Origin of the sequence: Actinotalea lenta, assembly GCF_030586465.1 — a bacterium.
Lineage (GTDB): Bacteria > Actinomycetota > Actinomycetes > Actinomycetales > Cellulomonadaceae > Actinotalea > Actinotalea lenta.
In genome coordinates, this window is record NZ_JAUQYP010000001.1 from 2,507,946 (window position 1) to 2,533,353 (window position 25,408).

Below are 25,408 nucleotides of genomic sequence, written 5' to 3' on the forward strand. Positions count from 1 at the left end.
ACTCGAACATCCTGTCCGCGCGTGTCGCACGCGAGACGTACGGGGTGGACAACGTGGTCGCCCGGATCTACGACCCCCACCGGGCCGAGATCTACCAACGACTCGGCATCCCGACCGTGGCGACCGTCCGCTGGACCGCGGACCAGGTGCTGCGCCGGATGCTGCCGATGGGCGCGACCGACGAGTACCGCGACGCGTCCGGCCAGATCGTCATGGCCCAGGTGGACCTGCACCCCGGGTGGACGGGGCGACCGGTCAGCCACCTGGAGGAGGCCACCGGGGCGCGGGTCGCCTACCTGACGCGGTACGGGGACGGCATCCTGCCCACCCCGAGCAGCGTCATCCAGGAGAACGACGTGGTGCACGTGCTCGCGCCCGCGACCGAGCTGACCAAGGTCGAGCGCATCTGCACGCGAGTCCCGGAGGTCAACTGATGCGGGTCGTCATCGCCGGCGCGGGCTCGGTCGGACGCTCGATCGCCAGCGAGCTGCTGGCCGCCGAGCACGAGGTCACGCTGATCGACAAGAACCCCGCAGCGATGCGGGTGGCCTCGGTCGCCGACGCCGACTGGCTGCTCGCGGACGCGTGCGAGCTGTCCGCCCTCGAGCAGGCGCGGGTCGACGAGTGCGAGGTGGTGGTCGCGGCGACGGGTGACGACAAGGTCAACCTCGTGGTGTCGTTGCTGTGCAAGACCGAGTTCGGCGTGCCGCGCACGGTGGCCCGGGTCAACAACCCGCGCAACGAGTGGATGTTCGACGAGGCATGGGGCGTGGACGTGGCCGTCTCGACGCCGCGGATCATGACAGCCATGGTCGAGGAGGCGGTGGCCGTCGGCGACCTGGTGAAGATCTTCACCTTCCACCAGTCCGGGGCCGACATCCTCGAGCTCACGCTCGCGTCCGACTCCCCGATGGTCGGGACCCTCATCGCCGACGTCGAGTGGCCGCCGGACACCGTGCTGGCGGCGCTCGTGCGCGACACGTCTCCGATCGCCCCCTCCCCGGAGGACACCCTCGAGGCCGGGGACGAGCTGATCATGGTTGCGGGTGCGGAGGCGGACCTGGACGCGCTGCACGCGCTCCTGGCGTCGCCACGAGCCGCCACGTGAGCCACAGGGCCACGGCGAACAACGGCAGCCCCATCGCGAGCTTGGCGGTGCCGAGCGCCGCAACGGCGCCTTCGCCCGCGAGGTAGAGCGGCACCTGCACGGCGAGCCGGAGGGCGAACACGGCCGCCATCACCCAGGTCGCCCACCTGAACCGGCGGCGCTCCGCGGCGCGCCCGGGGTCGGTGCGCCACGCCATGTCCTCACCGCGCAGCAGGGCGACGACGACACCGACGGCGGGCCACCGCGCCGCGATCGACCCCACCATCGCCACCAGGTACCCGAGGTTCGCCAGCAGGCCGCCGGCGAAGTAGTCCTGCGCCCGCCCCGTCCACCAGGCCCACGCGACACCGATGCCGACGCCCAGGACGCCGGACAAGGCCTGGGTGACGGGCGTGCGCTGCACCAGGCGGACGAGCACCGCGCCGACCGCCACCACGAGTGCGGTGGCCAGCGCCGGGGTCAGCGCACGGGTCACGACGTAAACGACGACGAACACCAACCCGGGGGCGGTGGACTCCACCACGCCCCGCACTCCGCCCACGGCCTCGGCGAACGAGAACTCCTCGCCGACCACGGCCCGCAACCCACGGGCCGGCACGCCGACGCCGGGACGCTCGGCGGACTGGTCCTCACTCACCGGGCCTCGGCACGAGCTCGTACCGCGGGTTGTACACCGTGGCGTGACCGCTCTGGTAGCAGACCAGGCCCTCCAGTCGGAGCCGGCGCCCCGGCTCGATCCCGGCGACCTCACGCCGCCCGAGGAACACCACGCGGAGCGACCCGCTGCCGTCGTAGAGCTCGGCCTCCAGGGCAGGCACCTCTGTCGTGGGGCGCAGCCGGACGCTGCGCAGCACGCCCGAGACCTGCGCCCGCTTCCGGGGAGCCAGCTCGGCCACGGCCGTGCAGCCGCTCTTGCGGGTCTCCAGGCGTTCCTCGGCCGCCTCGATCTCGTTGCGGGACGCGATCATGCCCCGCAACGCGGAGCGCACGCCGTTGCGATGGGCGGTGGGGGTCCGCCTGCTCATCAGTGCACCTCGGTGATCTCGGGACCGCGCTTGAACGGGTCGATCAGGCCTCTGGCGTCGGGCATCGACGGTGCAGGGGCAGCGTCGGGCAGGGTCATCGTCAGCAGCTCCCGGGGTGCGCGCGCCTCCGGCCCGCGTACCACGACGATGTCCGCGAACAGCTCCTCCAGGACGCGGGCGGCCTCAGGATCCACCGCGGCGCGACCGGTGATGACGCCGCGCAGGAACCAGCGGGGACCGTCCGCGCCGATGAAGCGGGCTGGACGGTGCCCGGTCCGCCCCTCGGAGGTGCGCACCGGGAGGCGGGCGAGGAGCTCGCGGCCGAACGGCCCGGGCAGGTCGTCCACCGACCCACCCTGCTTCGTGACGGACTCGCCGATCTCGGTGCGGATCTCCTCCCAGATCCCCGCGGTGCGCGGGGCAGCGAACGCCTGGACCTGGAGGCTCGAGCCCTCGATCGTCACAGCGGCTGCGGTGACCACCGAGCCGTTCCCACCGGTCTCCATGCGGAGCTGCATCCCGTCGACGCCTGGTAGCCAGATCGTCCCCAGGTCGATGCGCGAGCCGCGCTCGGGTCGGTCGGCGACGTCCCACGGGCCACCGGAGGCCACGACCTCCTCCGTCTGCTCGGCGTCCGTGGCGGCCTGGTCGACCGACGCCTCGTCGACTCCCTGATCGTGCGGCGGCTGTCCCTCGGACGGCGCGCCACGCCGGAAGATGCCCACGTCAGCCTCTCCTCCTCAGACTCCTGCGGGAACCGACCCTAGCCATCGGCTCTGGGGGGCGACGGGGGCGCCTCGGCCCACCCGCCGCTCGATCCGAACCCGCCTTCGCCACGCGCCGAGGCGGGGAGGGCCTCGACCGCCACGAAACGCGCCCGGCTCACGGGCTGGACGACGAGCTGTGCGATCCGGTCCCCCGCGTGCAGCACCAGGGTCTCGCGCGGATCCGTGTTCAGGAGTGTGACCTCTATCTCTCCACGGTAACCGGCATCCACCGTGCCGGGCGCGTTGACGACCGTCAGTCCGTGACGTCTGGCCAGTCCGGAGCGAGGATGGACGAAGCCTGCGAACCCTGCCGGCAGCGCGAGCCGCACACCTGTCGGTACGGTCGTGCGCTCGCCGGGCGCGAGGACCACGTCGACACGCGTCGACAGGTCCGCGCCGGCGTCGTCGGGATGCGCGTACGCCGGGAGTGGCACGTCGCCCGACGTGCGGTGCACCAGCACGGGCACGGCGTCGTCCTCGGCGGTCGTCACGAGCGTCGACTGTAGCGGGCGTACGTCGCTGCGTGGACCACCGCCCGGCTGAGAGGATGGCCCCGTGAGCAGCCACCCCTCAGTCCGACACCGCGAACGCCTGTGGCCGGGTCCGTTCGGCTGGGCCATGGTCGTGGTCGCGACAGCCGTAGCCGCCGTCACGCTGTCGCCGCTGAGCCGCACCGCCATGGTGGTGGCCGCGGTGATCACGCTCGCCGTGCTGATCCTCGGGATCCTGCTGACCACCCCGACCGTGGCCGTCCGGGGCGGCGAGCTCGTGGCCGGAGCGGCGCACATCCCCGTGCACCTCCTCGGACGCGCACGGGTCATCGACCGCGCGGCACTGCACGTGGCCCTCGGGCCAGGGTCGGACGCGCGTGACTTCGCGCTCGTGCGCTCGTGGCTCCCTGGCGCCGTCGTCGTGCCGGTCCTGGACCCGGCAGACCCCACGCCGCAGTGGCTGGTCTCCTCACGCCACGCGGCGGCACTCGCCGCGGCGATCACGGAGGCTCAGGCGGCGCACTCCGAGCAGATCGGCTGACCGTTCCGCTCGCCGGCGAGCTGGCTTCGGTGGTGCACCAGGAAGCAGCTTGCACACGTGAACTCGTCGGCCTGGCGCGGGAGCACGCGGACCGAGAGCTCCTCGCCGGACAGGTCGGCACCGGGCAGCTCGAAACCCTCAGCAGCCTCCGCCTCGTCCTCGTCGACGACACCCGAGTTCTTGTCGGCGCGCCGCGCCTGGAGCTCCTGGAGCGAGTCCTCGGAGAGGTCTTCCTCGGTCTTGCGAGGGGCGTCGTAGTCGGTTGCCATCAGGCGTGTTCACACTCCGTGTCGTCGGTGCCATCCCCGGCATCGCGCGGGGTGGTACGTCGTCAATGCACGACGGCCCTCGTTTGTTCCCAGGGCGGGCGGCGAGGGGATTGTGCACCATCCCGCTGCGGAATGCACGCGGCTGCGGTCACGGTTCGGTGTCGGCGTCCGCTCCGAGCTCCTCGAGGGCCTCGCAGAGCTCGGCCACCAGCGTCGGCGGCCCCGCCACGGTCATCGCCTCCCCGGCCGGGTTCCCGCGCAGCCCCGTGACCACGCCCCCGACCTCGGTCACCAGCAGGGCGCCCGCCGCCATGTCCCACGGGTTCAGGCCGCGCTCGAAGTGCCCGTCCAACGCGCCCGCCGCCAGCAGGCACAGGTCGACGGACGCCGCGCCGATCCGGCGGATGTCCCGCACGCGCGGCAGGAGCGCGGACACCACCCTGCCCTGGGTGCGGCGACGGTCGGCGCGGTACCCGAACCCGGTCCCCAGCAGCGCCCCGTCGAGGCCACGGTCGGCCATCGCCGGCAACCGCCGCCCGTCCTGCCACGCCCCGGCGCCGGACCCGGCCGTCCACGTGGTCGCATCGGGCACGTTGTGCACGCAGCCGGCCAGCTGGGTCCACGAGCCCGGGTCGGGCCGGCCCTGCACGACCGCGATGCTCACGCCGTAGACCGGGAGCCCGTACAGGAAGTTCACGGTGCCGTCGATCGGATCGACCACCCAGGTCAGTCCGCTCGGACCCGCCTGCAGACCGTCCTCCTCCCCGAGCACCCCGTCGTCCGGTCGCAGCTCGCGCAGGCGGTCCCGGATCAGCGTCTCCACGGCGAGGTCCATGGCGGTCACCACGTCGGTGGCGCTCGACTTGGTCCCCGCCACGTCCACTCGTTCCGGACCCCGCCGGATCAGGTCGCCCGCCTCGCGGGCGAGAGCTTCGGCAGTACGCATCAGGTCAGGCACACGGGAGTCCATCCGACCATCCTGCCCGACGCGTCGGCGTCGCGCGGCGGCGGCGCACCGGGGCGCCTGCGTGGCAGCGCGCGCATCAGGTGGCAGTCTCGTACCTGGCCGCGAGGAGGTGCCGATGAGCGAGCTGCGACTGGTGGGCCTGGACGAGGACGGCGGGAGTGTCGTGCTGGAGGGTCCGAACGGGCAGCGCTTCACCCTGCCCATCGACGACGCACTGCGGGCCGCCGTCCGCCGGGACCGACCCCAGCTCGAGCAGCTGCGCGCCCAGGCGGCCAGCAGCATGCCTCCCCGGGAGATCCAGGCCCGGATCCGCGCGGGCGTCAGTGCGGACGACGTCGCCGAGGCCGCCGGGGTGCCGGTGGAGATCGTGCGGCGCTACGAGGGGCCGGTGCTGGCCGAGCGCGACTGGGTGACGCGCCAGGCACGCGAGAGCCGCATCGGCCACGAGTCGGACGCGCCGGCCCTGGGTGACCTCGCCGAGGACCGGCTCGCGACCCGCGGGGTGGATCCGGCAACTGTGGGCTGGGACGCCTTCCGAGACGCCTCCGGCCCCTGGTCGGTCCTGCTGCGCTTCGTGGTCGGGGGCGAGGCGCGGACCGCACGGTGGTCCTTCGACCTGGGCGCCCGCACGCTGCGCGCGGTCGACGACGAGGCCCGCTGGCTCTCCGAGACCGAGCTTCCGGACGGCGTCGTGCCGCGCAGGCACCTGTCCGCGGTGCGGCACCGCGAGCCACCGGCCGGTCCGGACACCGACGTGAGCATGGCGCTGCGACCGGTGCTGGCCGCTGTGGATCGCGAACCGGAGGAGCCGGAGGACCCCGAGGAGGAGAACGCGCTGGACAGCACCGAGGCTCTCCTGGCGGACCTGCGGGGCAGGCGGGGCGTGCGGCAACCCTTCGACCCGGACGCGGAGGACGATGGCGACGACTTCGAAGGCTTCGGTCCGCAGCACGCCTTCGACTTCGAGCACCCGGGGCTGACGATGCCCCCGGCCGCCCACCCCGCGGACTCGCGTCCGCAGGAGGCCGTCGACGCGACCGTCCTGGAGATCCCGCGGCGCGGCGACCACGTGCCCGAGCCGGCCGACCGGGCGGAGCCCGACGAGCCGACGGCCGCGTCCGACGGTCCGACCGCCTCCGCGCCGTCACCGTCCCGTTCGCCGGAGGACACCGGCCGGCAGTCGGAGCCGACGCCCCGACGCCCTCGCGGGCGTAAGGGCCGCGCCTCAGTGCCGAGCTGGGACGAGATCGTGTTCGGCGCCAAACCGGAGTAGGCCGGCCCCGGTCAGGACACCTCGAACGGGAGCGTGTCCGGTTGCTGCGTCGTCGCGCGCGCCGCGGCGTGGGTCATGCGCCGCATGTGGTGACGGCGGCACAGCACCTCGTAGCCCACCTCCGCCGCGGCGCCCGTGTCGCCCACCACCACCTGGTCCCCCTCGACGACCATCGTCCCGCCGACGGTCCTGGCGTTGTGCGTCGCCCGTGCCCCGCACCAGCACAGCGCGGGCACCTGGAGCACCTCGACGCGGTCCGCGAGCTCGACCAGCCGAGCCGAGCCGGGGAAGAGCCGGGTGCGGAAGTCCGCGGTGATCCCGAACGCGTAGACGTCGATCCCCATCTCGTCGACCAGCTGGGCGAGCTGCTCGACCTGCTCGGGGCGGTAGAACTGCGCCTCGTCACACACCAGGTAGTCGATCCGTTCGCCGCGGAGCCGGCGACGCACCACGTCGTCCCAGAAGTCGGTGCCGTCGTCGACCTCCTCGGCGTGTCGCTGCAGGCCGAGCCGCGAGGACAGCACCTCGGCACCGGCACGGTCCTGCCGGGTGTACAGGACGCCGCCCCGCCCCGCCGCGGCGTGGTTGTGGTCCAGCTGCAGGGCGAGCGTGGACTTGCCGCAGTCCATCGTGCCGCTGAAGAACACCAGCTCCGCCACGGTGACCTCCTGGGGTGGTTCTCTCGGTGTCAGGCGACGAGCAGCGGCACGCGCATCTCGTCCGGCGTGAGCGACCCGTGCATCCCCCGCAGCGTCAGGGAGTGGGGGGTCTGGGTCCGTGAGTCGGCGACCCCGGCGCGGCCGAGCGCGGCGACCACGAGGTCGCCCAGCATCGGCTCCACGTGCGCGGCGACGTCGCCGTACCAGCCGAGGTCGATCGCCTCGGCGCGGGTCACCACCAGCGCCCTGTCCCCCAGGACCTCGCGCCAGCGGGTCGCCACACCGGCGGGGTCGGCGCCGCTGGCGACGTGCACCGCGGCCGCACGCGGCTCACCCGCCACGAGCTCGACGTCACGGGCCAGCTCCGGGACGGAGCCCACGTCCACGAGGTCTGCGGGATCGATCTCCACCTGGCCGTGGTCGGCGGTCACCAGGAGCACCGTGCCCGCGGGCATCCCACGGGCGAGCCGCCCCAGCCCGCGGTCCAGCTCGCTCAGCGCATCGCCCCACTGCGCCGAACGCCAGCCGTGCTGGTGCCCTGCCTTGTCCACGTCGCCGCAGTAGAGGTACACGAGCCCCGGTTCGCGCAGCGCGCGCAGTGCGCCGTCCACCCGGTCCTCCCAGGCCACGGCCGAGATGTAGCGGCCGCCCCCCAACGCCGCCCGCGTGAGCCCCGAGCCGCGGAACTCCGGCGGTCCGACCGACGTCACCGCAACGTCCTGCTCGGCGACCAGCCGGGTGAGGTTGGGCTCGCGCTGCCAGGCCTCCGGTTCGTCGGCCCCGTCCCACGACACCAGGTTCGCCAGCCGCCCGGTGCGCGGGTTGCGGACCGTGTAGCCGACCAGACCGGTGCGACCAGCCGCGCGGCCCGTCCCGAGCAGGCCCATCGAGGCGGCGGTCGTCGACGGGTAGCCGCAGACGAGCTCCCGGGCTTCCGGCAGCCGCCCGCGCAGGAAGGCTGCGTGGCCGGCACGCTCGCGCAGCTGGAGCAGGCCGAGGCCGTCCACCAGGACCACGCACACCCGGTCCGCCTGCGGGAGGTCGAACCGGCTCCGGGCCCGCGCCGCCGACCCTGCCCATCCGCCGGGCAGGTCGAGGCCGAGCACGCCCGCCGCCGCCGGGAGCACCTCCCCCAGGCTGCAGCCACCGGGGTCCGGGCCGACCAGCCCCCGTTCCGCCAGGTCCAGCGTCACCGGGTGGCCGTCGTCGCCTGCGAGAGCGCCCGTGCGAAATCGACGGCCGCGGTGACGGCCGCGGTGCCCTCGGCCTCGGCCGAGACGCGCACCACGACGTCGTCCGGTGCGACCGTGCCGGTGTACCCGTGGTCGGCCTCGCAGCTCGGGTCCCCGCAGGTGGCGGGCTCGAGGTCGACACGCCGGACCGCACCCCACCCGAGCGCGAGGGTGATCTCGGTGGGCGCGGTGCCCGGCACGTGCCGCTCGGGAACCGGCACGACATGCGTCAGGGCCACCGTGTGCATGTGACGCAGCGGCACCGACTCGGTGGTGGCCGACGCGCTCGACGACGGGTGCTCGGAGTCCGCCGGGTGGTCGTCGACGTGGGCGAGGACCAGGCGTGTCGGGGTGAGCACCAGCACGGTGACGTGCCGGCGCACCTCGGTGCGGTCGAACGTGGTCTCGGGGTGGACCAGGTGTGCCACGACCTCCTCCCCGCCGAGGGCGACGTCCAGGACGTCGCCGACGAGGTCCGGGTAGTAGCCGGCCAGGGTCAGGCTCTCACGCAGGTCGGTCATGGGACGCACCCGGCCATCCTCGCATCCCCGTACGGGCCCCCGCGCCCCCTGACGTCCCCCGATCAGGTGGGCAGGGCTCGGCGCCCGGCGTCCACGCGGCCGGCCGGCGCCACCGCGACGTAGGCCGCGAGCACCGCGACGCCCGAGGGGCCCACCACGACCGGGTGCAGCTCCACCTGCCTCAGGTCCGGCAGGTCGTCGGCCATCACCGACAGGCGCCCGAGGACGTCCTCCAGGCCCCGGACGTCCAACGGCGGCACGCCGCGGTAGCCGAAGAGCCGCGCCGACGTCCGCACCGAGCGGACCATCTCCGCGACGTCGGTGTCGGACAGCGGCGCCACGCCGTACCCCACGTCGCCCAACAGGTCCACGGCGTCGCCCGCGAGCCCGAAGGACAGCACCGGGCCGAACCGCGGGTCCTCGGTCGACCGCAGCACGCACGAAGCGCCGGGCTCAGCCATCTGCTGCACCCGCCACGGGCCGGCGTCCGGGTGGGCCGCGAGCACACCTGCCATCGCCTCCCGCAACGCGCCCGGGCCCGGTAGGTCCAGGCGCACGCCGCCCAGGTCCACCCTGTGCCGCAGTCGCGCATTCATGGCGGTCAGCGCGACCGGCCAGCCCAGGCGTTCGGCGGCCCTGACCGCCGCGTCCGCATCGGCGACCATGGCGCAGGGCCACACCCGGATCCCGTAGCAGGCAAGCAGCCGGGTGGACTCCTCAGCGGTGAGCTCGACCGGCTGCGGGTCACCGCCCGCACCGGGCACGAGTCGCTCGAACACGTCGGCGACCAGCGCCCGCGCGCCCGGCCGGTCGACACCCGAGGGTGCGAGCGCGGACCCGTGGTCCGCGGCACGCCAGGCTGCGTACCGGGTGGTCGCCGCGAGCGCGGCGACCGCGTCCTCCGGGGTGGCGTACGCGGGCACCGTCCGGGGGGTTCCGTCGGGCCCCGGTGCCGTCAGCTCCGGCGTCAGGCCGGACAGGCCCAGGATGACCGCCACCGTGGGCCGCCCCGCGGCCGCGCTGCGTGCCACGGCCTCCGCGATGCGCGGGTCCGGGGCCCCGAGGGTGGGCACGTGCACGACGACCACCGCGTCGCAGTCGCCGGCGTGCGTCGCCCGCAGCTCCTCCTCGAGGCGCGCAAGGTCCTTGGGGCCGTGGCCACCGCCGGGCAGGATCGCGCGCTGCTCAGCCACCGTGAGCCCCGCCGCGGACGCGGCCTCCGCGGTCAGGGCGGCCAGCGCTCCCGAACCGGCGAGCACCGCGACGCGCCGTCCGGTCGGCAGCGGCTGGCTGGCGAACAGCTGGGCCACGTCCAACAGCTGGTGCTGGCTGTCCACCCGGACGACGCCCGACTGGCGCAGCATCTCGTCCAGCGCCCGACGCGGCACCCGGGTGCGCCGGACGGCGTGGCCGGCCGGCACGACGTGCCCGGAGCGGCCCGCGGTCACCACGACGACAGGCATCGTCGCCGCGAGCCTGCGCGCGACGCGGGCGAACTTCCGGGGGTTGCCGATCGACTCCAGGTAGAGGCCCGCGACGGTGGTCGAGGGATCTTGCCGCAGGAACTGCATCAGGTCGTTGCCGGACACGTCCGCGCGGTGTCCCGCGGACAGGAAGGTCGACAGCCCGAGTCCACGGCGCCGCGCGGATGCCAGGAGCCCGACGGCGAGCGGCGCGGACTGGCAGAACAGCGCCACGCCCCCGGGACGTGGCGCGTCCACCGCGAGCGAGGCGTTGACGGCGGGGCCGTCCGCCGCGCCTCGCCAGAAGCCGTAGCTCGACGGCCCCAGCACGCGCATGCCCGCTCCGTGCGCCACCCGGAGCAGCTCGCGCTGCCGCTCCAGCCCCTCTGGCCCGGTCTCTGCGAAGCCACCGGAGATCACGACGACACCGTGTGCCCGCAGGTGCGCGCAGGCCCGCAGTGCGGCTGCCGCCCGGACGGCCGGGACGGAGAGCACCACCAGGTCGACCGAGTCGAGTCCCGCCGGGCCCGCCACTGCGTGCGCGCCGGGCACCGGGTCGGCCAGGCCGACGGTGTGCACCTCCGGACCGTCGCCCGGGCTCGCCAGGTGTCGCGCGACCGCGGTCGCCAGACCCAGGTCGGCCCCCGGGCCGGGTTCGGCGAGCACGAGCACCGAGCGCGGCGACAGCAGCCCCGCCATGCTGCGCGCCTCCGCCCGTTGTTCGCGATCCGCCATCACCGCCAGCGACGTCTCCGTCGGGTCGATGCCGAACTCGACCCGCAGCACTCCGTCCTCGAGGCGCTGGGTGACCGCGTACCCGGCCTCGCGGAACACCGTGAGCATGCGGTGGTTGTGCGGCAGCACGTCCGCGGTGAAGTGCCGCACGCCGCGCTCGCGCGCGGCGGCGGCGAGATGCTCGAGGAGGACCGAGCCGAGCCCGCGACCGTGGTGGGCGTCGGCGACGTTGAACGCCACCTCGGCGTCCTCCGTGCCGTCCCGGTCGTACCGCGCGACCGCGAGGATCTGCTCGCCGCCCGGCGCGTCTGCCACGGCCACGAACGCGACGCGGTCCCGGTGGTCGACATGGGTGAACCGGTGCAGGTCCGCCTCCGGCAACCGCTCCAGGGGGGCGAAGAACCGGAACACCGTGGACTGCTGCGACTGCGCCTCGTGGAAGGCCTGCAGCGCGTCGGCGTCCTCGGGACGGATCGGGCGGACGTGCGCCGTCCCGCCGTCCCTCAGGACGACGTCGGCCTCCCAGTGCGTGGGGTAGCCCGTCTCCACGTCGCCAGGCTAGCCACTCCGAGCGCGCGAGGCGGCCGAGCCCGCGCGCCTGTCGGGGCCGGTCCGCGACGGGGGCCAGAATGGGGTGCCCGCCCGGCACCGGCGGGTCATGTCCCGCCGCCCACCCGAGGGAGCCTGATGGCCCGCCGTCCCGGTCCGACCGACGCCGAGGTCAACGAGACCATCGTCGACATCGACGTCGCCGCCGAGATGGAGGACTCCTTCCTCCAGTACGCGTACTCGGTGATCTACTCGCGGGCGCTTCCCGACGCCCGCGACGGGCTCAAGCCCGTGCAGCGCCGGATCCTCTACCAGATGGCGGAGATGGGGCTGCGGCCGGACCGCGGGTACGTCAAGAGCGCCCGGGTCACCGGCGAGGTGATGGGCAAGCTGCACCCGCACGGCGACCAGGCGATCTACGACGCCCTGGTCCGCATGGCGCAGCCGTTCGCGCTCCGGCTGCCGCTGGTGGACGGGCATGGGAACTTCGGCTCGCTCGACGACGGCCCCGCCGCGGCCCGGTACACCGAGGCGCGCCTGGCGCCGTCGGCGATGGCGATGGTCGACGGCCTGTCCGAGGACGTCGTCGACCTGGTGCCCAACTACGACAACAAGCTCACCCAGCCAGGCGTGCTGCCGGCGGCCATCCCGAACCTGCTCGTCAACGGTGCGTCCGGGATCGCGGTGGGCATGGCCACCAACATGGCTCCGCACAACCTGGTCGAGGTCGTCGCCGCCGCCCGGCACCTGGTGGCCCACCCGGACGCGACGCTCGAGGACCTCATGCGGTTCGTGCCCGGACCTGATCTACCCGCCGGGGGCAAGATCATCGGCCTCGAGGGCATCCGGGACGCCTACCGCACGGGCCGTGGCTCGTTCCGCACGCGCGCCACGAGCCGGGTGGAGAACGTCACACCGCGCCGCAAGGGCATCGTCGTGACCGAGCTCCCCTACATGATCGGTCCCGAGCGGGTGATCGAGAAGATCAAGGAGGGCGTGCAGCACAAGCGCCTGCAGGGCATCGCTGCGGTCACCGACCTCACCGACCGGGAGCACGGTCTGCGCCTCGTGATCGAGATCAAGTCAGGCTTCAACCCGGACGCCGTGCTCGAGCAGCTGTACAAGCACACCCCGATGGAAGACTCGTTCGGGATCAACAACGTGGCGCTGGTCGACGGCCAGCCGCGCACCATGGGGCTGCGCGAGCTCCTCGCGGTCTGGGTCGAGCACCGCCTGTCCGTGGTCCGGCGGCGCTCGCAGTACCGGCTGGACCGTCGCCGGGAACGGCTGCACCTGGTCGAGGGACTGCTCATCGCGATCGTCGACATCGACGAGGTGATCCAGGTGATCCGCTCCTCGGACACCGCAGACGCCGCCCGCGACCGTCTCATGTCGGTGTTCGACCTGACCCAGCCCCAGGCCGACTACATCCTCGAGCTGCGGCTGCGGCGGCTGACCAGGTTCTCCACGCTCGAGCTCGAGCGCGAGGCCGACGAGCTGCGTGAGGAGATCACCGAGCTCGAGGCGATCCTGGCCGACGACGAGCGGCTTCGCACCGTGGTGAGCGACGAGATGGCCGAGGTGACGCAGACCTTCGGGACCCCGCGCCGCACGATCCTGCTCGAGCACGCCGGTGGCACGGGGGTCGCCGGAGAGGCGGCCGCGCCCCGCTCGGGAGCCACACCGCTCGAGATCGCCGACACGCCGTGCGTCGCGTTGCTGTCCGCGACCGGCCTCATCGCCCGGACGGCGGACGACACGCCGCCGCCCCGCGAGGGGCGCCGCGCGGCCCACGACGTCATCGGCGCGACTGTCGCGACCACGACGCGCAGCGACATCGGCGTGGTGACGTCGCGGGGCCGGGTGCTGCGACTGGGCGTCGTGGACCTGCCCGCACTGCCGCCCACCGACGGTCCGCCGTCGCTGTCCGGCGGTGTGCCCGTCGGCGAGCTGGTCGCCCTCGAGCGCGCAGAACGCGTCGTCGGCCTGACCGCTCTCGACCAGGACGCGCCCACCCTTGCGCTCGGCACAGCCACCGGCGTGGTCAAGCGGGTCGCTCGCGACGCGGCGCCTAACCGGGACGCGTGGGAGGTGATCTCCCTCAAGGACGGCGACGAGGTGATCAGGGCGTTCCCGGTGGCCGACGACGACGAGATCGTGCTCGTGTCCTCTGACGCCCAGCTCCTGCACTTCGCCGCCTCGGCGGTGCGACCGCAGGGCCGCTCGGCGGGCGGGATGGCCGGGATCAAGCTCGCCGCAGGCTCGACGGTGGTGTTCGCCGGTGTGGTCCCGGCCGGGTCCGAGGCGCACGTGGTGACCATCGCGGGCGCCGGTGACGCCCTGCCGGGGACTCAGGCCGGCTCGGCCAAGGTGAGCCCGTTCGAGGTCTTCCCCGGCAAGGGCCGGGCGACCGGCGGCGTGCGCGCCCAGCGGTTCCTGCGGGGCGAGGACGCCCTGATCCTCGCGTGGGTCGGACCCGCACCTGCCCGGGCGTGCGGATCAGCAGGTCAAGCGGTCGAGCTCCCCGCCCCCGACGGTCGCCGGGACGGATCGGGCACGGCGCTCGCCGCCCCCGTGCACGCGGTCGGCTGACGGGTCCGGGCGGGGGCCCGCGACCTCAGATCTCGACGCTGTACAGCACCCAGCCGTGCGTCGGGCGGTAGCCGAGGCGCTCGTACAGGTCGTGCGCACGGCTCGGGTTCTCCGAGTCGACGTCGAGCGTCGCGTACGCCATGCCTGCGTCGCGGTACAGCGCGAGCGCGCGCACGAGCAGCGCGGACCCCAGTCCGTGCCTGCGCCACCGAGGCACCACGCCGAGCACCGCGGTGAACCCGCTCGCGAAGCCCTGGAGGTCCGCGCCGTGCCGCTGCGACATCAGGTAACCGGCGACCTCGCCGGCCGTGTCCAGCGCGACGAGGCTCCACTGCGGGGCGTCGTGCGGTCCGTGCACCCAGGCCTGCCAGGACTCCGCGGTGTGCGGCTGGGACCCCCAGTGGTCCACGAACGCCGCGTTGTGCGCCTGCCGGACGACCTCGTCGAGCTCCGGTGACCAACCCACCACGTCGATCCCTGGGACGGCGGCGACCTCCGGGAGCGGCTCCGACAGGTCGCGGCGCATGTCGGTGTACCACCGGATCGGGCTGAAGCCGGCCGCGGCGTACAGCTGGCGGTAGTCCCGTGCGGACTCGCTGACGTACGCGGCCAGCCGGGCGGGTCCGGACCGGTCGGTCGCCGCGAGCATCTGACGGCCCCGGCCTTCTGTCCAGGCCACCAGGGCGCGGCCCAACCCCCCGCCGCGCCACTCGGGGTGCACCCCGCCGAACAGGAACGCCCGCACGCACGACCGGTCGCCAGGGCGGATCTCGACGACCCCGTAGCTGCGCAGCACGCCCGTGTGGTCGTAGCCCCCGAGCGAGTCGGTGCTCAGCGCGATCCACGGGGAGGTCAGCCACTGCTCGAGCTCCGCCGGTGCGGTGCGACGTGGCGCCGCGTCGGCGACCTCGATCGCGGCGACCAGGTCGGCGAGCTGCTCCATGTCCCCGACCCGCAGCGGTCGCCAGGTCAACCCGAGGTGCGAGGAGGGCACCTCGAGGACCGCCGGCGCATCGGCCCGCGACGCGATCGGCGAGTCGGGCCGGACGGGCGGAGGTGTCACAGGGACCAACCTAGAGCCTGTGGCGCCTGCGACGAACTCACGCGTCGATGACCGCCCGGTCCAGCTGGTCCGCGCCGGCCACGATGAAGTCCCTGCGCGGGGCGACCTCGGAGCCCATCAGCAGCTCGAACACCCGCTCAGCGGCCGCGGCGTCGCGCGCGGTGACCCGCCGCAGCGTGCGGTGGCGCGGATCCATCGTCGTCTCGGCGAGCTGGTCGGCGTCCATCTCGCCCAGGCCCTTGTACCGCTGGATGTCGTCCTTGTAGCGCTTCCCGGCGCGGTCCAACCGCTTGAGGGTCTGCGCGAGCTCGGCCTCCGAGTACGTGTAGAGGTACTCGTTCTTCTTCGACCCGGCCCCGATCACCTCGACCCGGTGCAGCGGCGGGACCGCGGCGAAGACGCGCCCCGCGTCGACCATCGGCCGCATGTACCGGAAGAACAGCGTCAGCAGGAGGGTGCGGATGTGGGCCCCGTCCACATCCGCGTCGGTCATCAGCACGACCTTGCCGTAGCGCGCCTGGTCGAGCTCGAACGTGCGTCCGGACCCTGCGCCGATCACCTGGATGATCGCCGCGCACTCGGCGTTGCGCAGCATGTCGGAGATCGAGGCCTTCTGGACGTTGAGGATCTTGCCGCGGATGGGCAGCAGCGCCTGGAAGTCCGAGGACCGGGCGAGCTTCGCCGTGCCCAGCGCGGAGTCCCCCTCCACGATGAACAGCTCGGAACGGTCGACGTCGTCGCTGCGGCAGTCCGCGAGCTTGGCCGGCAACGCCGACGTCTCGAGCGCGTTCTTGCGCCGGGAGATCTCCTTCTGCTTGCGGGCCGACAGGCGCGCGCGCATCTCCGCGACCACCTTGTCCAGCACGGTCGCCGACTGGTTCTTCAGGTCCCGCTTGCCCGACGTGAGCAGCGCCGTCAGCTCGCCCTCCACGACCTTGGCGACCACCTGCCGCACCGGGCCCGTGCCGAGCACCTCCTTGGTCTGACCCTCGAACTGCGGCTCAGCGAGGCGGACGGTGAGCACAGCGGTCAGCCCCGCCATGATGTCGTCCTTCTCGATGCGCTCGCTGGAGTCCTTGGTGGACACCTTCAGCCGGCGCGCGTTGTTCTCCACCTGCTTGCGCACCGTCTTGACCAGGGCCTGCTCGAAGCCGGTCAGGTGCGTGCCGCCCTTGGGGGTGGCGATGATGTTGACGAAGCTGCGCACCTCGGTCTCGTAGCCCGTCCCCCAGCGCAGCGCGACCTCGACCTCGCAGTCGCGCTCGACCTCGGTGGAGACCAGGTGCCCCCGGTCGTCGAGCATCGGCACCGTCTCGGTGAACGACCCGCTGCCGGTGAGCCGCCAGGTGTCCGTCAAGGCCGGGTCGGTGGCCAGGAAGTCCACGAAGTCGACGGCCCCGCCGTCGTGCACGAACTCCTCCACCCATGGCCCGTCCGCACCCGGCGTGCCGGGCAGGCGACGCTCGTCCCGTACGGTCAGTCGCAGGCCCGGGACCAGGAACGACGTCTGCCGGAGTCGGCCGTGCAGCTCCTCGTCGGAGAACACCGCGGTCGCGGGGAACACCTGCCGGTCCGGCCAGAACCGGATCCGGGACCCCGTCACCTTGCGAGGCACCTTCCCGACCGTCGCCAGCTCGGAGTGGTCCACGAACGGCGTGAAGGCCGACCCGGTCGAGGGACCGGTCGGGCCGTCGGCGAAGGTTCCCGGCTCGCCGCGGTGGAACGTCATCCGGTGCGTCCGGCCACTCCTGTCCACCTCGACGTCCAGCCGTTCGGACAGCGCGTTGACGACGCTGGCCCCCACACCGTGCAGCCCACCCGAGGCGGCATAGGAGCCCCCGCCGAACTTCCCGCCGGCGTGCAGCTTGGTGAAGACCACCTCGACACCCGTCAGGCCGGTCTTCGGCTCGATGTCCACCGGGATGCCACGGCCGTCGTCGCGCACCTCGACCGAACCGTCGGTGTGCAGGATCACCTCGATGTGGGTGCAGTAGCCGCCCAGGGCCTCGTCGACCGCGTTGTCCACGATCTCCCACACGCAGTGCATGAGGCCGCGGGAGTCCGTGGTGCCGATGTACATGCCCGGGCGCTTGCGCACCGCCTCGAGCCCCTCGAGCACCGAGAGGTGGCGGGCGGTGTAGCTCTGCTCGGACAGCGTGCTGGTCACGGCGGTCGAGCCTAGACGAGAGCACCGTCACCCTCACGCAGGCGCCCCGCGCTGCCGTGTGCGGCGCCTGCTACGCGGACAGCGAACCTGACCCCGCCATCGCTCGCCGGACGCCGATCCCGTGGTTCCATGGGTGCATGACCACGACGACTCTCGCACCGCTCACCGCGGCGGACCGCTGTGACCGCTGCGGCGCGCAGGCCTACGTCCGCGTCGTCCTCCCGGTCGGGGAGCTGCTGTTCTGCGGGCACCACGCCCGCAAGCACGCGGCCGCCTACGCCGACGTCGCCCTCCAGGTCCAGGACGAGACCGATCGCCTGGCCGAGGAGCACGGAGCGGCCCTGCGCTGACCTGCGACCCGACGACCCGGGCCGACCCCACGACCACCACCGCCGCCGGCTTGAGCCGGCGGCGGTGTCGTACCCCGTCCAGACCTCGCGGAGCCCCCTATCGACGTCGTCACCCTCCTGGTCGGCCTGGCGATCCTGGTCGGGCTGGTGGGCATCGTCCTGCCGGTCCTGCCCGGCTCACCAGTCATCGCAGGGGCCCTGGTCGTGTGGGCCGTGGCGACCCGGAGCACCTCGGCCTGGGTCGTGACGGGGGTCGGCCTGGTGCTGCTGGCGTGCGGCTGGTCGGCCACCTACCTGCTCACCGGTCGGCGCGTCGCATCCTCCGGTGTGCCACGGTCATCGATCGTCGTCGCCGCTATGGCGGGCGTCGTCGGGTTCTTCGTGCTGCCCGTCCTGGGGCTGCTGGTCTTCTTCCCCGCCGGGTTGTTCGCCATGGAGTACCGACGGCTGCGCGACCCCGCGAGAGCCTGGGCGTCGGCCTGGCACGCCGTCAAGGCCACTGCGCTGGGCATGCTGATCGAGCTCGGCCTGGCGCTGCTCGCCGCCGGGGCCTGGCTCATCGCCGTGCTGAGCGGTGTCGGAGCCTGATCCGACGATCCGCAGACCGTCCGGTCCGGAGATCAGCATGGCGCGCGGCCCGGTGAGACCGGCCACGGCGGCCGTCACGGCCTCGGGCTCCCACGCCGGCCCGTCGGCCGGCCACACATCCACCCTCGCGCCGGTGGCGCGGTGCACGTACGCGGTCAGGGCGTCGTCGCGCGGGCCGACCAGGAGCACCAGGCGCGGGCCGGTGCGAGCCGCGGGGGGCGGCGCCGCCGCCCGATCCTCGCGCTGCACCATCCAGTGGTAGCCACTCATCGCACCTGCGGCGACCAGGACCCCCAGTGGCACCCGCAGGTCCCGCACCGTGCCCGAGCCGACGGTCGAACGCACGACGTCGTCGATCACGATGAAGGCCGCCACCAGCACGACCACCACGGCCACCAGCCCGGCGACCCCGAAGAGCAGCACCAGGTAGACCCGCCGGGTGGGCGAGGCGACCTCCCCAGCGGGGTCGGCGCGCCGGGCGCGCTCGACCCGGCGCCAGAACCACCACCACAGCGGTCCGCCGACGACGAGCAGGGTCACCGCTGCGAGCACGCCGTTGACGACCGAGCCCACCAGCGGAGCGGGGTTGAGCACGTCGACGAGCGCCACGACGACCAGCGCCACGCCGGTCGCCGCCGCCGCGAGGGCGATCCCGGACAGCAGGTACTCGTGCACGCGGGTCACCTCGGTGCGCCCTACGGCCGCTCGGGAAGCCAGAGCTGCGCGGTGGTACCACCAGCTCAGCCCCCCGACCACGCCCATCGCGAGCGGTAGCGCGGTCGCGGCCAGGTACGCGCTCGCCTCCACCTGCCCGGGGTCGCCCACCCACCACTCCAGCGCGCGGTACAGCGCAAGGCTCGCCCCCGTGAGGGTCACGACGAGCGAGGCCCCGACCCCCACGACGAGGACGTACGCGTGCCACACCGGCCCGGTGGAGAAGCGCGACAGCCGCCGCACCCAGTGCGGCACCCACAGGAGCACACCGGCGGTCAGCACGCCGGCCGCCTCCGCCACACCCGCCGTCTCGCGGCCACCGTCGACCAGCGACGACGTCGGGACGACGAGCGCCAATCCCTGGCCCAGCACTCCGATCAGGCCGGTGAGCGACACGGCCCAGCCGGCGACGGAACCGAGCACCATGAGCGCCAACGCACGGGGCTCGTCGAGGGTGCGCCGGGTCAGGCGCCAGTGGACGGCCCACGCCACACCCCAGACGATGACGCCGACGATCGCGCCGGCGTCGGCCCTCACGTCGCGCAGCGCTGCGGCGACCGCGGTGCCGAGGTACCCCGCTGTGGTGAACGCGAGCACCAACCCTGCGAGCGTCAGGTACACCGTCCACGCCACCGAGGCCAGCTCCGTCGGGTCCTCGCGGACCGTCCGACGCGTCCAGACGACCACGAGGGCCAGCAACCCGCCGCCGAACACCGTGAACGTCAGACCTCTGGCCAGCGCTCCCCCGGTGTCGGCGAGCACACCTGTGCCGAGCGCCAACCCCACGAGCCCGACGACGCCCATGAGGGTCACCACCAGGAGCCCGAGCAGCAGCAGGTACTGGAAGAACCGCCGGACGCCGTGGCCACCACCGACGCTGCCGCCCCGCCGTGACGACACCGCTCGCGCCACCAGGACGACGACAAGCACCGGGATGCCGATCGTGGTCAGGACCGAGACGATGCCGATGCCCCTCACGGTGCCACCCGCCCGCCGCACACGCCGAGGGGCCACGGCGAGCCCGTCAGACGCCAGGAGCCTGCGTGCCGGATGAGCAGGAAGCGTTCGTCGTGGCTCCACCCTCCGCCGAAGGGGTCATCGGCTCCCTCGGTGATCTCCACCTGCACCGTCGCGCCGTCACCGTCGACGGATCGGGAGCGCAGCACGGCCCGGAACCGGTCCGGGACGTATGCCCGGGCGACGTCGGTGACCGTGCACCCGCTCGCAGGGTCGAACGTCGCCGCGGCGGCCGTCACGTCTCCGCGGGCGAGAGCGGTGAGGTAGTCCTGCACCACGGCGACGGGCGAGCCTGCCTCGACCTTCTCCGGTCCTCGGGTGAGCGCGACCGCGGTCGCGACACCCACGATCGCGAGCAGCACGACGAGCGCCCCAGCCAGGAGCCGGTTCGGCCTCGTCACCATGCCTCCATGGTCCCGCGTCCGGGAGCCCGGGGTGAGCCGGTTCGTGAGCCGGTCCACGCGGACGCGCGGCGGCGCCCCGAGGTCCCTTGACATCTGGCCGTACTTATCGATACTCGAGATATCGAATCACGATAAGGAGAGGTCATGAACACCTCCGCCGGCCGCGGATGGCTCAACGCCGCGGCCACCGTCCTCGGCATCGGTCTCGCCCTGCTCCTCGCCGCGACGGCCGTCATGGCCGTGCAGGCCGCGCGCGGTGCTCCCGTCTCGTTCCCGCTGTCACCCGAGGCAGCCTTCGGCACGGAGGCGGGGCCGACGCTCCTGCCCGGCGTCGAGCTCGCACGCGACGCGACCGTGACCGTCCGCCTGCCCGACCCGGCGGCCGCCCAGTCGGCGTGGAGCGTGCTGCTGTGGCTGCCGAGCACGCTCCTCGCCGGAGCAGCCGTCACCCTCGTCCTCCTCGCCGTCGTGCGGGCACGTCGCGGCGACCCGTTCGGTGGCGGGGTGGTGACGATCATGCGCACGCTCGGCGTCGTCCTGCTCGTCGGCGGCCCGCTGGTCCAGCTCCTCACGGGCGTCGGCAGCTACCGGCTCGCCGGCACCGTCCTCGGGCGGGGCGCCGACTTCGCGCCGGCCTTCACGCTCGACGGTCCGATCGTGGGGGTGTGCGTCCTCGCGCTGGCCGAGGTGATCCGGCACGGGCAGCGGCTCCGCGAGGAGCTGGACGAGGTGATCTAGGTGCCGCCGCCCGACAAGCACAACGTCGTCGTCACGCTCGACCGCCTGCTGGAGGCCCGGGACATGACGCTCACCGAGCTCGCCGACCGGGTGGGCCTGACGCTGGCCAACCTCTCGGTGCTCAAGAACGGTCGAGCCAGGGCCATCCGGTTCTCGACGCTCTCGGCCATCTGCGAGGCGCTCGCGTGCCAGCCGGGCGACGTGCTCCAGGTGCGCAACGACGCCTGACGACGACCGGGAGGGTGGCCCCACGGCCACCCTCCCCGGGCTGTCGGCGACAGCGTCAGTCGAGGTAGTCCCGGAGCACCTGCGACCGCGACGGGTGCCGCAGCTTGGACATGGTCTTGGACTCGATCTGCCGGATCCGTTCGCGCGTGACGCCGTAGACCTTGCCGATCTCGTCCAGCGTCTTGGGCTGACCGTCGGTGAGGCCGAACCGCATGGAGACCACGCCGGCCTCACGCTCGGAGAGCGTGTCCAGCACCTGGTGCAGCTGCTCCTGCAGGAGGGTGAAGCTGACCGCATCGGCGGGCACCACGGCCTCGGAGTCCTCGATCAGGTCACCGAACTCGCTGTCGCCGTCCTCGCCGAGCGGGGTGTGCAGAGAGATCGGCTCGCGGCCGTACTTCTGGACCTCGACGACCTTCTCGGGTGTCATGTCCAGCTCCTTGGCGAGCTCCTCCGGGGTGGGCTCGCGACCCAGGTCCTGGAGCATCTGGCGCTGCACGCGCGCCAGCTTGTTGATGACCTCGACCATGTGCACCGGGATGCGGATGGTGCGGGCCTGGTCGGCCATCGCGCGGGTGATGGCCTGGCGGATCCACCACGTGGCGTACGTGGAGAACTTGTAGCCCTTGGTGTAGTCGAACTTCTCCACCGCACGGATCAGGCCGAGGTTGCCCTCCTGGATCAGGTCGAGGAAGAGCATGCCGCGACCGGTGTACCGCTTGGCCAGGGAGACGACGAGGCGCAGGTTGGCCTCGAGCAAGTGGTTCTTGGCACGCCGGCCGTCGTTGGCGATCCACTCGAGCTCACGACGCACCTTGGGCTCGATCGGATCCGAACCAGCGAGCTTCTCCTCGGCGAACAGGCCGGCCTCGATGCGCTTGGCGAGCTCGACCTCCTGCTCCGCGTTCAGCAGCGCGACCTTGCCGATCTGCTTGAGGTAGTCCTTGACCGGGTCCGCGGTGGCGCCCGCCGTCACGACCTGCTGGGCGGGGGCGTCGTCGTCGTCGGCATCCGAGACGGTGAAGCCGGCGTCCTCCTCGTCCGAGTCCTTGGAGGCCGTCGCACTGCCCCGCCGGGGACGGCGCGAGGCCGCTCCCTCCGTCGCACCCTTCGCCTCGCCGGCGTCGTCGGACTCGTCGTCCGCGTCATCGGAGTCCTCGGTCGCGTCGTCGTCATCCGCGTCATCGGACTCGTCGGTCGCGTCGTCGTCATCCGCGTCGTCGGTCGCGTCGAGGTCCACGTCCTCGTCGGTGGGGCCGTCCTCGGACTCGGCCTCCTCGTCCTCGAGCTCCTCGGCGTCCTGCGACGCGTCAGCCACCTTGCCGCGTGCGCCGGCGGAACGCTTGGACGTGGCACCGCTCTTCGAGCCACTGCCCTTCGAACCACCGGACTTCGAGCCGCCGCTCTTCGAGCCACCGGACTTGGCACGCGCGGGCCCACCGGCGCTCGGCGTGCCGCCCGTACGCGTGTCCGTGCTCCGCGCCTCCTCGTCGACCACCGCGGTGACCGAGGAGGCACGGCGAGCTGCGGCCGGCACGGCCGAGGTCGGCTGCTCGGCGTCAGGCATGGCAGAGCGCGGGGAAACAGACGTCACAGGGAAACCTTTCGGCTGGACTCGCTGGCACGGCCCGGGAGACAGACCCCTATTGTAACGTCCGGGGGCTCTGGAACATGCCCGACGCCGGCGGTTCACCCGGTTCGACGACGAGCACCGCGCCCCATCAGGTCGGTTTCACCGCGAGCACCGGGCACGCAGCGTCCAGGAGAATCCGTTGCGCGTTCGTACCGAGCAGCAGCTTGCCCATCTGGGACCGGTGTCGCAGGCCGATGACGATGAGGACCGCTCCGGCCTCCTCCGCGGCGCCGACGATGTCCTCGGCGACGTTCCTGCCCCGCGCCGTCGTGCGCACCTCGACAGGCACCGGCTGGTCGGCCAACCTCGCACGCAGTGCCTCGGCCTCCTCGCCGGAGCCGGCCACAGCCCCGCCGAACCGACCCCGGTCGGAGAGTACGACCACCAGGTCGCCACCCAGGCGCTGCGCCTCGGCCAGGCCCGTCGCCAGCGCAGCCTCCCCCTCGGGGGTCGGGACGTAGCCGACGACGACGCTCATCAGACCTCCATCGAGGCTCGCCTCAGCGCCGACGGTACCCGAACCTCACCCCGGGGGCTCGCGCAGCCAGCCGGGTGGCATGCCGGCCGCCAGGGTCTGCTCGAGGAGGACTGCCAGCCGGTACCCCGGGTCTGACGCCAGGGCACGTTCCACGAGCACGCCAGCCCGTGCGCCGTCGCCCTGCCACCACGCAGTCATCGCGAGCAGGGTGACCGCCGGGACCGCAGCGCGGGGACGGTGGCCCGCGACCGCGGCCAGCACGGTGGCGGCAGCTGCGACCCGGTCCGGTGGCGCCACGCCCTCGTTCGGATCCACGAGCTCACGCAGCGCCGCGGAGATCTCGGAGCCGTCCGATCCCGCGACCACGCGATCGGCGAGGCCCGCCCTCCCGGGGATCAGGTCGAGGAGCACCGCATCGCGCACCAGCAGGTCGTCGAGCGCGGCCTGGCACCTGCCGAGGGTCGGCGGTACCGGGTCCGCCCCCTCGACGAGGCCTCGCCAGACCTCCAGACCCTCCCGCCGCCAGCGGGCCAGCGCATCGGCACCGCCAGTCCTGCGCGCTCGGTCCGTCCACCGCTTCGCCGCACGGCGAGCGGACCGGCGCGCTGCTTCGTCCGGCCGCGGCAGGCGCGCCAGATCCGCCCGGTCATCGACCACGGGCGCGCCGAGCAGCACCATCTCCGCACCGATCCGGGTGGCCTCGAGGTCGGCGAGCGGCCGCCCGCCGGGCGGACAACACTGCGGGTCCCTGCAGGCCGGCGCGTAGTAGCCGTCCCTGCCGACCACCCAGCACTCGGGCTCGGGCAGGTACGGCTCGCCCGCGTCCGCGAGGCGCGCGATCGCCTGGTTCCCGGCGGCGTCGAGGTCCGCATTCGTGTAGAGCACGACGACCATGGCCGTCGCACCGTCGTCGAGCAGGTGCCCGACGAGGGAGCGCGCCACTCGCGGCCCGTGCCCTGGGTGAGCGAGATCCGCGAGATCGACGCGGGCCACGAGGCCCACCCGAGTCCCACCCCGCAGGGACACGGCCACCACCGACTCTCGTGGTCGGAAGCCCAGCTGGTACGGGATCAGGGCGAGGAGCTCGCGCGGTTCGTTCGTGCGGATCGTGGTCGTCATGCGGGCATCCCAGCGGCACGCGAGGGCCGGGCGGGCGAATCGACCCTCGGGCCTGTGGAATCCCGCGCGTGCGATCGCTGTGGACAGCCACGACGGCGTACCGTTAGGGGCGTGCCCCCGTCCGCCCGGCGACTGCCCCGGCGCACCCCCGCCCTACGTCGCCGTCGACGCCGTGCGCGGTGGGCGGTCGCCGCAGGGGTCCTCGTCGGAGCCTTCACGCCGGCACTGGCTGCGTGCTCGCCGCTGCCCGAAGGTCCCAACCCCACGCTCCTTGAACAGGCGGGAGCCTCCGCCGGCCTGCACGCCCCGGCTCGCTCGTCGGCGCCGTCTGCCGAGGCGCTCGTGACAGCCACGCCCGACGCCCACTCGAAGGTCGGCAGCCTCGCCCCGGGATTTCCCTCGGACCTCATCCCGGTCCCGGACGACGCCGTGATCCTGGTCACGTCGGCGGAGCCGATCGGCAACGCCGACGTTCAGGAGATCTCCCTGAACGTGCACACCCAGATGTCGATCCCGGCAGTCCTCGACCTGTACCGCACGTCGCTCACCGCGGCAGGCTTCACCGAGGTGAGCACCGCCGACGCCGGGCCCACCACCGAGGCGTCCTTCACGCGGTCGGGGGGCGACGAGCTGGTCTCCATCGGGGTGGTGGACGACGGCGGGTCGCGCACCATCACGATCGGCGGCCGCGTGCGGGACGCCGGTTCCCCCTAGGGT

Annotated in this window: 26 protein-coding genes and 1 pseudogene; 10 read left to right on the plus strand and 17 right to left on the minus strand. The window is 73.3% G+C overall.

Translation table 11 applies throughout. From position 1 onward, the window contains the following. Positions 1-434: TrkA C-terminal domain-containing protein (locus tag Q6348_RS11980; protein WP_304601512.1), on the plus strand; the 434-nt coding region annotated here is incomplete at its 5' end. Further along, a complete protein-coding gene (locus Q6348_RS11985; RefSeq protein WP_304601513.1) occupies positions 434-1,108 on the plus strand; it encodes a potassium channel family protein in 675 nt (224 codons plus the stop codon). The genes Q6348_RS11980 and Q6348_RS11985, both read left to right, overlap by 1 nt. Here the strand turns inward: Q6348_RS11985 and Q6348_RS11990 are convergent. From Q6348_RS11990 to dut, 4 genes are read right to left on the minus strand one after another with little or no spacing between them, the layout of a single operon-like run. Then, complete coding sequence (locus Q6348_RS11990) at positions 1,035-1,745, minus strand: DUF3159 domain-containing protein (protein WP_304601514.1); 711 nt, start codon at positions 1,743-1,745, stop codon at positions 1,035-1,037. The genes Q6348_RS11985 and Q6348_RS11990 overlap by 74 nt on opposite strands. After that, entirely contained in the window at positions 1,738-2,133 is a 396-nt protein-coding gene (locus Q6348_RS11995; protein WP_304601515.1) for an OB-fold nucleic acid binding domain-containing protein, read from the minus strand. The genes Q6348_RS11990 and Q6348_RS11995 overlap by 8 nt, the downstream gene beginning before the upstream one ends. Further along, complete coding sequence (locus tag Q6348_RS12000) at positions 2,133-2,858, minus strand: DUF3710 domain-containing protein (RefSeq protein WP_304601516.1); 726 nt, start codon at positions 2,856-2,858, stop codon at positions 2,133-2,135. The genes Q6348_RS11995 and Q6348_RS12000 overlap by 1 nt, the downstream gene beginning before the upstream one ends. Positions 2,859-2,896: 38 nt before the next feature. After that, positions 2,897-3,391 (minus strand): dUTP diphosphatase, encoded by a 495-nt coding sequence (gene dut / locus Q6348_RS12005; RefSeq protein ID WP_434061983.1) that lies wholly within the window; start codon positions 3,389-3,391, stop codon positions 2,897-2,899. Positions 3,392-3,455: 64 nt separating this feature from the next. On the opposite strand from dut, the gene Q6348_RS12010 reads away from it, so the two are divergent. Continuing rightward, complete coding sequence (locus Q6348_RS12010) at positions 3,456-3,932, plus strand: DUF3093 domain-containing protein (protein ID WP_304601517.1); 477 nt, start codon at positions 3,456-3,458, stop codon at positions 3,930-3,932. Here the strand turns inward: Q6348_RS12010 and Q6348_RS12015 are convergent. Then, complete coding sequence (locus Q6348_RS12015) at positions 3,902-4,201, minus strand: DUF4193 domain-containing protein (RefSeq protein WP_263578817.1); 300 nt, start codon at positions 4,199-4,201, stop codon at positions 3,902-3,904. The two genes, Q6348_RS12010 and Q6348_RS12015, sit on opposite strands and share 31 nt — an antisense overlap. A gap of 148 nt (positions 4,202-4,349) precedes the next feature. Continuing rightward, entirely contained in the window at positions 4,350-5,171 is an 822-nt protein-coding gene (locus Q6348_RS12020) for an inositol monophosphatase family protein (RefSeq protein WP_304601518.1), read from the minus strand. A gap of 112 nt (positions 5,172-5,283) precedes the next feature. Between Q6348_RS12020 and sepH the strand changes: the two genes are divergently transcribed. Continuing rightward, positions 5,284-6,441, plus strand: a complete 1,158-nt coding sequence (sepH, locus tag Q6348_RS12025) for a septation protein SepH (RefSeq protein WP_304601519.1) — start codon at positions 5,284-5,286, stop codon at positions 6,439-6,441. 11 nt (positions 6,442-6,452) lie between these two features. Here the strand turns inward: sepH and Q6348_RS12030 are convergent, their stop codons facing one another. The 4 genes from Q6348_RS12030 to Q6348_RS12045 all read right to left on the minus strand — a co-directional run bounded on the left by Q6348_RS12030 (position 6,453) and on the right by Q6348_RS12045 (position 11,600). Beyond that, positions 6,453-7,100, minus strand: a complete 648-nt coding sequence (locus tag Q6348_RS12030) for a thymidine kinase (protein ID WP_304601520.1) — start codon at positions 7,098-7,100, stop codon at positions 6,453-6,455. A 29-nt stretch (positions 7,101-7,129) separates the two neighbouring features. After that, positions 7,130-8,293 (minus strand): alkaline phosphatase family protein, encoded by a 1,164-nt coding sequence (locus tag Q6348_RS12035; RefSeq protein ID WP_304601521.1) that lies wholly within the window; start codon positions 8,291-8,293, stop codon positions 7,130-7,132. Then, on the minus strand, positions 8,290-8,853 hold the full coding sequence (locus Q6348_RS12040; protein WP_304601522.1) for a DUF5998 family protein: 564 nt from the start codon (positions 8,851-8,853) through the stop codon (positions 8,290-8,292). The genes Q6348_RS12035 and Q6348_RS12040 overlap by 4 nt, the downstream gene beginning before the upstream one ends. 62 nt (positions 8,854-8,915) lie before the next feature. After that, positions 8,916-11,600 (minus strand): GNAT family N-acetyltransferase, encoded by a 2,685-nt coding sequence (locus tag Q6348_RS12045; RefSeq protein WP_304601523.1) that lies wholly within the window; start codon positions 11,598-11,600, stop codon positions 8,916-8,918. 138 nt (positions 11,601-11,738) lie between these two features. Here Q6348_RS12045 and Q6348_RS12050 point away from each other — a divergent pair, with 138 nt between their 5' ends. Continuing rightward, entirely contained in the window at positions 11,739-14,192 is a 2,454-nt protein-coding gene (locus tag Q6348_RS12050; protein ID WP_304601524.1) for a DNA gyrase/topoisomerase IV subunit A, read from the plus strand. A 25-nt stretch (positions 14,193-14,217) separates the two neighbouring features. Here the strand turns inward: Q6348_RS12050 and Q6348_RS12055 are convergent, their stop codons facing one another. Then, positions 14,218-15,255 carry a GNAT family N-acetyltransferase gene (locus tag Q6348_RS12055; RefSeq protein ID WP_304601525.1) on the minus strand — a complete coding sequence of 346 codons (1,038 nt, stop codon included), beginning with the start codon at positions 15,253-15,255 and terminating at the stop codon, positions 14,218-14,220. A gap of 37 nt (positions 15,256-15,292) precedes the next feature. Next, a complete protein-coding gene (locus Q6348_RS12060) occupies positions 15,293-17,422 on the minus strand; it encodes a DNA gyrase/topoisomerase IV subunit B (protein WP_304601526.1) in 2,130 nt (709 codons plus the stop codon). Between the two features lie 137 nt (positions 17,423-17,559). On the opposite strand from Q6348_RS12060, the gene Q6348_RS12065 reads away from it, so the two are divergent. Continuing rightward, entirely contained in the window at positions 17,560-17,772 is a 213-nt protein-coding gene (locus Q6348_RS12065; protein ID WP_304601527.1) for a DUF7455 domain-containing protein, read from the plus strand. Between the two features lie 147 nt (positions 17,773-17,919). Continuing rightward, the gene (locus Q6348_RS12070; protein WP_491535456.1) at positions 17,920-18,360 is read left to right on the plus strand and encodes a DUF456 domain-containing protein; all 441 of its coding nucleotides are present in this window, start codon (positions 17,920-17,922) and stop codon (positions 18,358-18,360) included. 282 nt (positions 18,361-18,642) lie between these two features. Here Q6348_RS12070 and Q6348_RS12075 read toward each other — a convergent pair. Together Q6348_RS12075 and Q6348_RS12080 are read right to left on the minus strand one after the other, a co-directional pair. Then, positions 18,643-20,154: pseudogene (locus Q6348_RS12075) on the minus strand (DUF5671 domain-containing protein); the annotation flags it as partial. After that, positions 20,049-20,495 carry a hypothetical protein gene (locus tag Q6348_RS12080; RefSeq protein ID WP_304601528.1) on the minus strand — a complete coding sequence of 149 codons (447 nt, stop codon included), beginning with the start codon at positions 20,493-20,495 and terminating at the stop codon, positions 20,049-20,051. The pseudogene Q6348_RS12075 and the gene Q6348_RS12080, both read right to left, overlap by 106 nt. 144 nt (positions 20,496-20,639) lie before the next feature. Between Q6348_RS12080 and Q6348_RS12085 the strand changes: the two genes are divergently transcribed. Then, a complete protein-coding gene (locus Q6348_RS12085) occupies positions 20,640-21,233 on the plus strand; it encodes a DUF2975 domain-containing protein (RefSeq protein WP_304601529.1) in 594 nt (197 codons plus the stop codon). Beyond that, the gene (locus tag Q6348_RS12090; protein ID WP_304601530.1) at positions 21,234-21,461 is read left to right on the plus strand and encodes a helix-turn-helix domain-containing protein; all 228 of its coding nucleotides are present in this window, start codon (positions 21,234-21,236) and stop codon (positions 21,459-21,461) included. Positions 21,462-21,516: 55 nt separating this feature from the next. Here the strand turns inward: Q6348_RS12090 and Q6348_RS12095 are convergent, their stop codons facing one another. The 3 genes from Q6348_RS12095 to Q6348_RS12105 form a co-directional block, all read right to left on the minus strand. Continuing rightward, positions 21,517-23,028, minus strand: a complete 1,512-nt coding sequence (locus Q6348_RS12095) for an RNA polymerase sigma factor (protein ID WP_304601980.1) — start codon at positions 23,026-23,028, stop codon at positions 21,517-21,519. 154 nt (positions 23,029-23,182) lie between these two features. Beyond that, the gene (locus Q6348_RS12100; protein ID WP_304601531.1) at positions 23,183-23,572 is read right to left on the minus strand and encodes a universal stress protein; all 390 of its coding nucleotides are present in this window, start codon (positions 23,570-23,572) and stop codon (positions 23,183-23,185) included. Between the two features lie 45 nt (positions 23,573-23,617). After that, positions 23,618-24,691: a DUF4192 domain-containing protein gene (locus Q6348_RS12105; protein WP_304601532.1), complete on the minus strand. Its 1,074-nt coding sequence runs from the start codon at positions 24,689-24,691 to the stop codon at positions 23,618-23,620. 342 nt (positions 24,692-25,033) lie between these two features. On the opposite strand from Q6348_RS12105, the gene Q6348_RS12110 reads away from it, so the two are divergent. Next, positions 25,034-25,405, plus strand: coding sequence for a hypothetical protein (locus Q6348_RS12110; RefSeq protein WP_304601533.1), 372 nt, complete (start codon positions 25,034-25,036; stop codon positions 25,403-25,405). The last annotated feature ends 3 nt before the right edge of the window (positions 25,406-25,408 follow it).

Excerpts from the sequence above, each read along its gene's own strand:
- Q6348_RS11985 (WP_304601513.1), top strand. The coding sequence starts at position 434 with ATGCGGGTCGTCATCGCCGGCGCGGGCTCGGTCGGACGCTCGATCGCC.
- Q6348_RS11995 (WP_304601515.1), bottom strand. The coding sequence starts at position 2,133 with ATGAGCAGGCGGACCCCCACCGCCCATCGCAACGGCGTGCGCTCCGCG.
- Q6348_RS12015 (WP_263578817.1), bottom strand. The coding sequence starts at position 4,201 with ATGGCAACCGACTACGACGCCCCTCGCAAGACCGAGGAAGACCTCTCC.
- Q6348_RS12020 (WP_304601518.1), bottom strand. The coding sequence starts at position 5,171 with ATGGACTCCCGTGTGCCTGACCTGATGCGTACTGCCGAAGCTCTCGCC.
- sepH (WP_304601519.1), top strand. The coding sequence starts at position 5,284 with ATGAGCGAGCTGCGACTGGTGGGCCTGGACGAGGACGGCGGGAGTGTC.
- Q6348_RS12040 (WP_304601522.1), bottom strand. The coding sequence starts at position 8,853 with ATGACCGACCTGCGTGAGAGCCTGACCCTGGCCGGCTACTACCCGGAC.
- Q6348_RS12050 (WP_304601524.1), top strand. The coding sequence starts at position 11,739 with ATGGCCCGCCGTCCCGGTCCGACCGACGCCGAGGTCAACGAGACCATC.
- Q6348_RS12065 (WP_304601527.1), top strand. The coding sequence starts at position 17,560 with ATGACCACGACGACTCTCGCACCGCTCACCGCGGCGGACCGCTGTGAC.
- Q6348_RS12080 (WP_304601528.1), bottom strand. The coding sequence starts at position 20,495 with ATGGTGACGAGGCCGAACCGGCTCCTGGCTGGGGCGCTCGTCGTGCTG.
- Q6348_RS12085 (WP_304601529.1), top strand. The coding sequence starts at position 20,640 with ATGAACACCTCCGCCGGCCGCGGATGGCTCAACGCCGCGGCCACCGTC.
- Q6348_RS12095 (WP_304601980.1), bottom strand. The coding sequence starts at position 23,028 with ATGCCTGACGCCGAGCAGCCGACCTCGGCCGTGCCGGCCGCAGCTCGC.
- Q6348_RS12100 (WP_304601531.1), bottom strand. The coding sequence starts at position 23,572 with ATGAGCGTCGTCGTCGGCTACGTCCCGACCCCCGAGGGGGAGGCTGCG.
- Q6348_RS12105 (WP_304601532.1), bottom strand. The coding sequence starts at position 24,691 with ATGACGACCACGATCCGCACGAACGAACCGCGCGAGCTCCTCGCCCTG.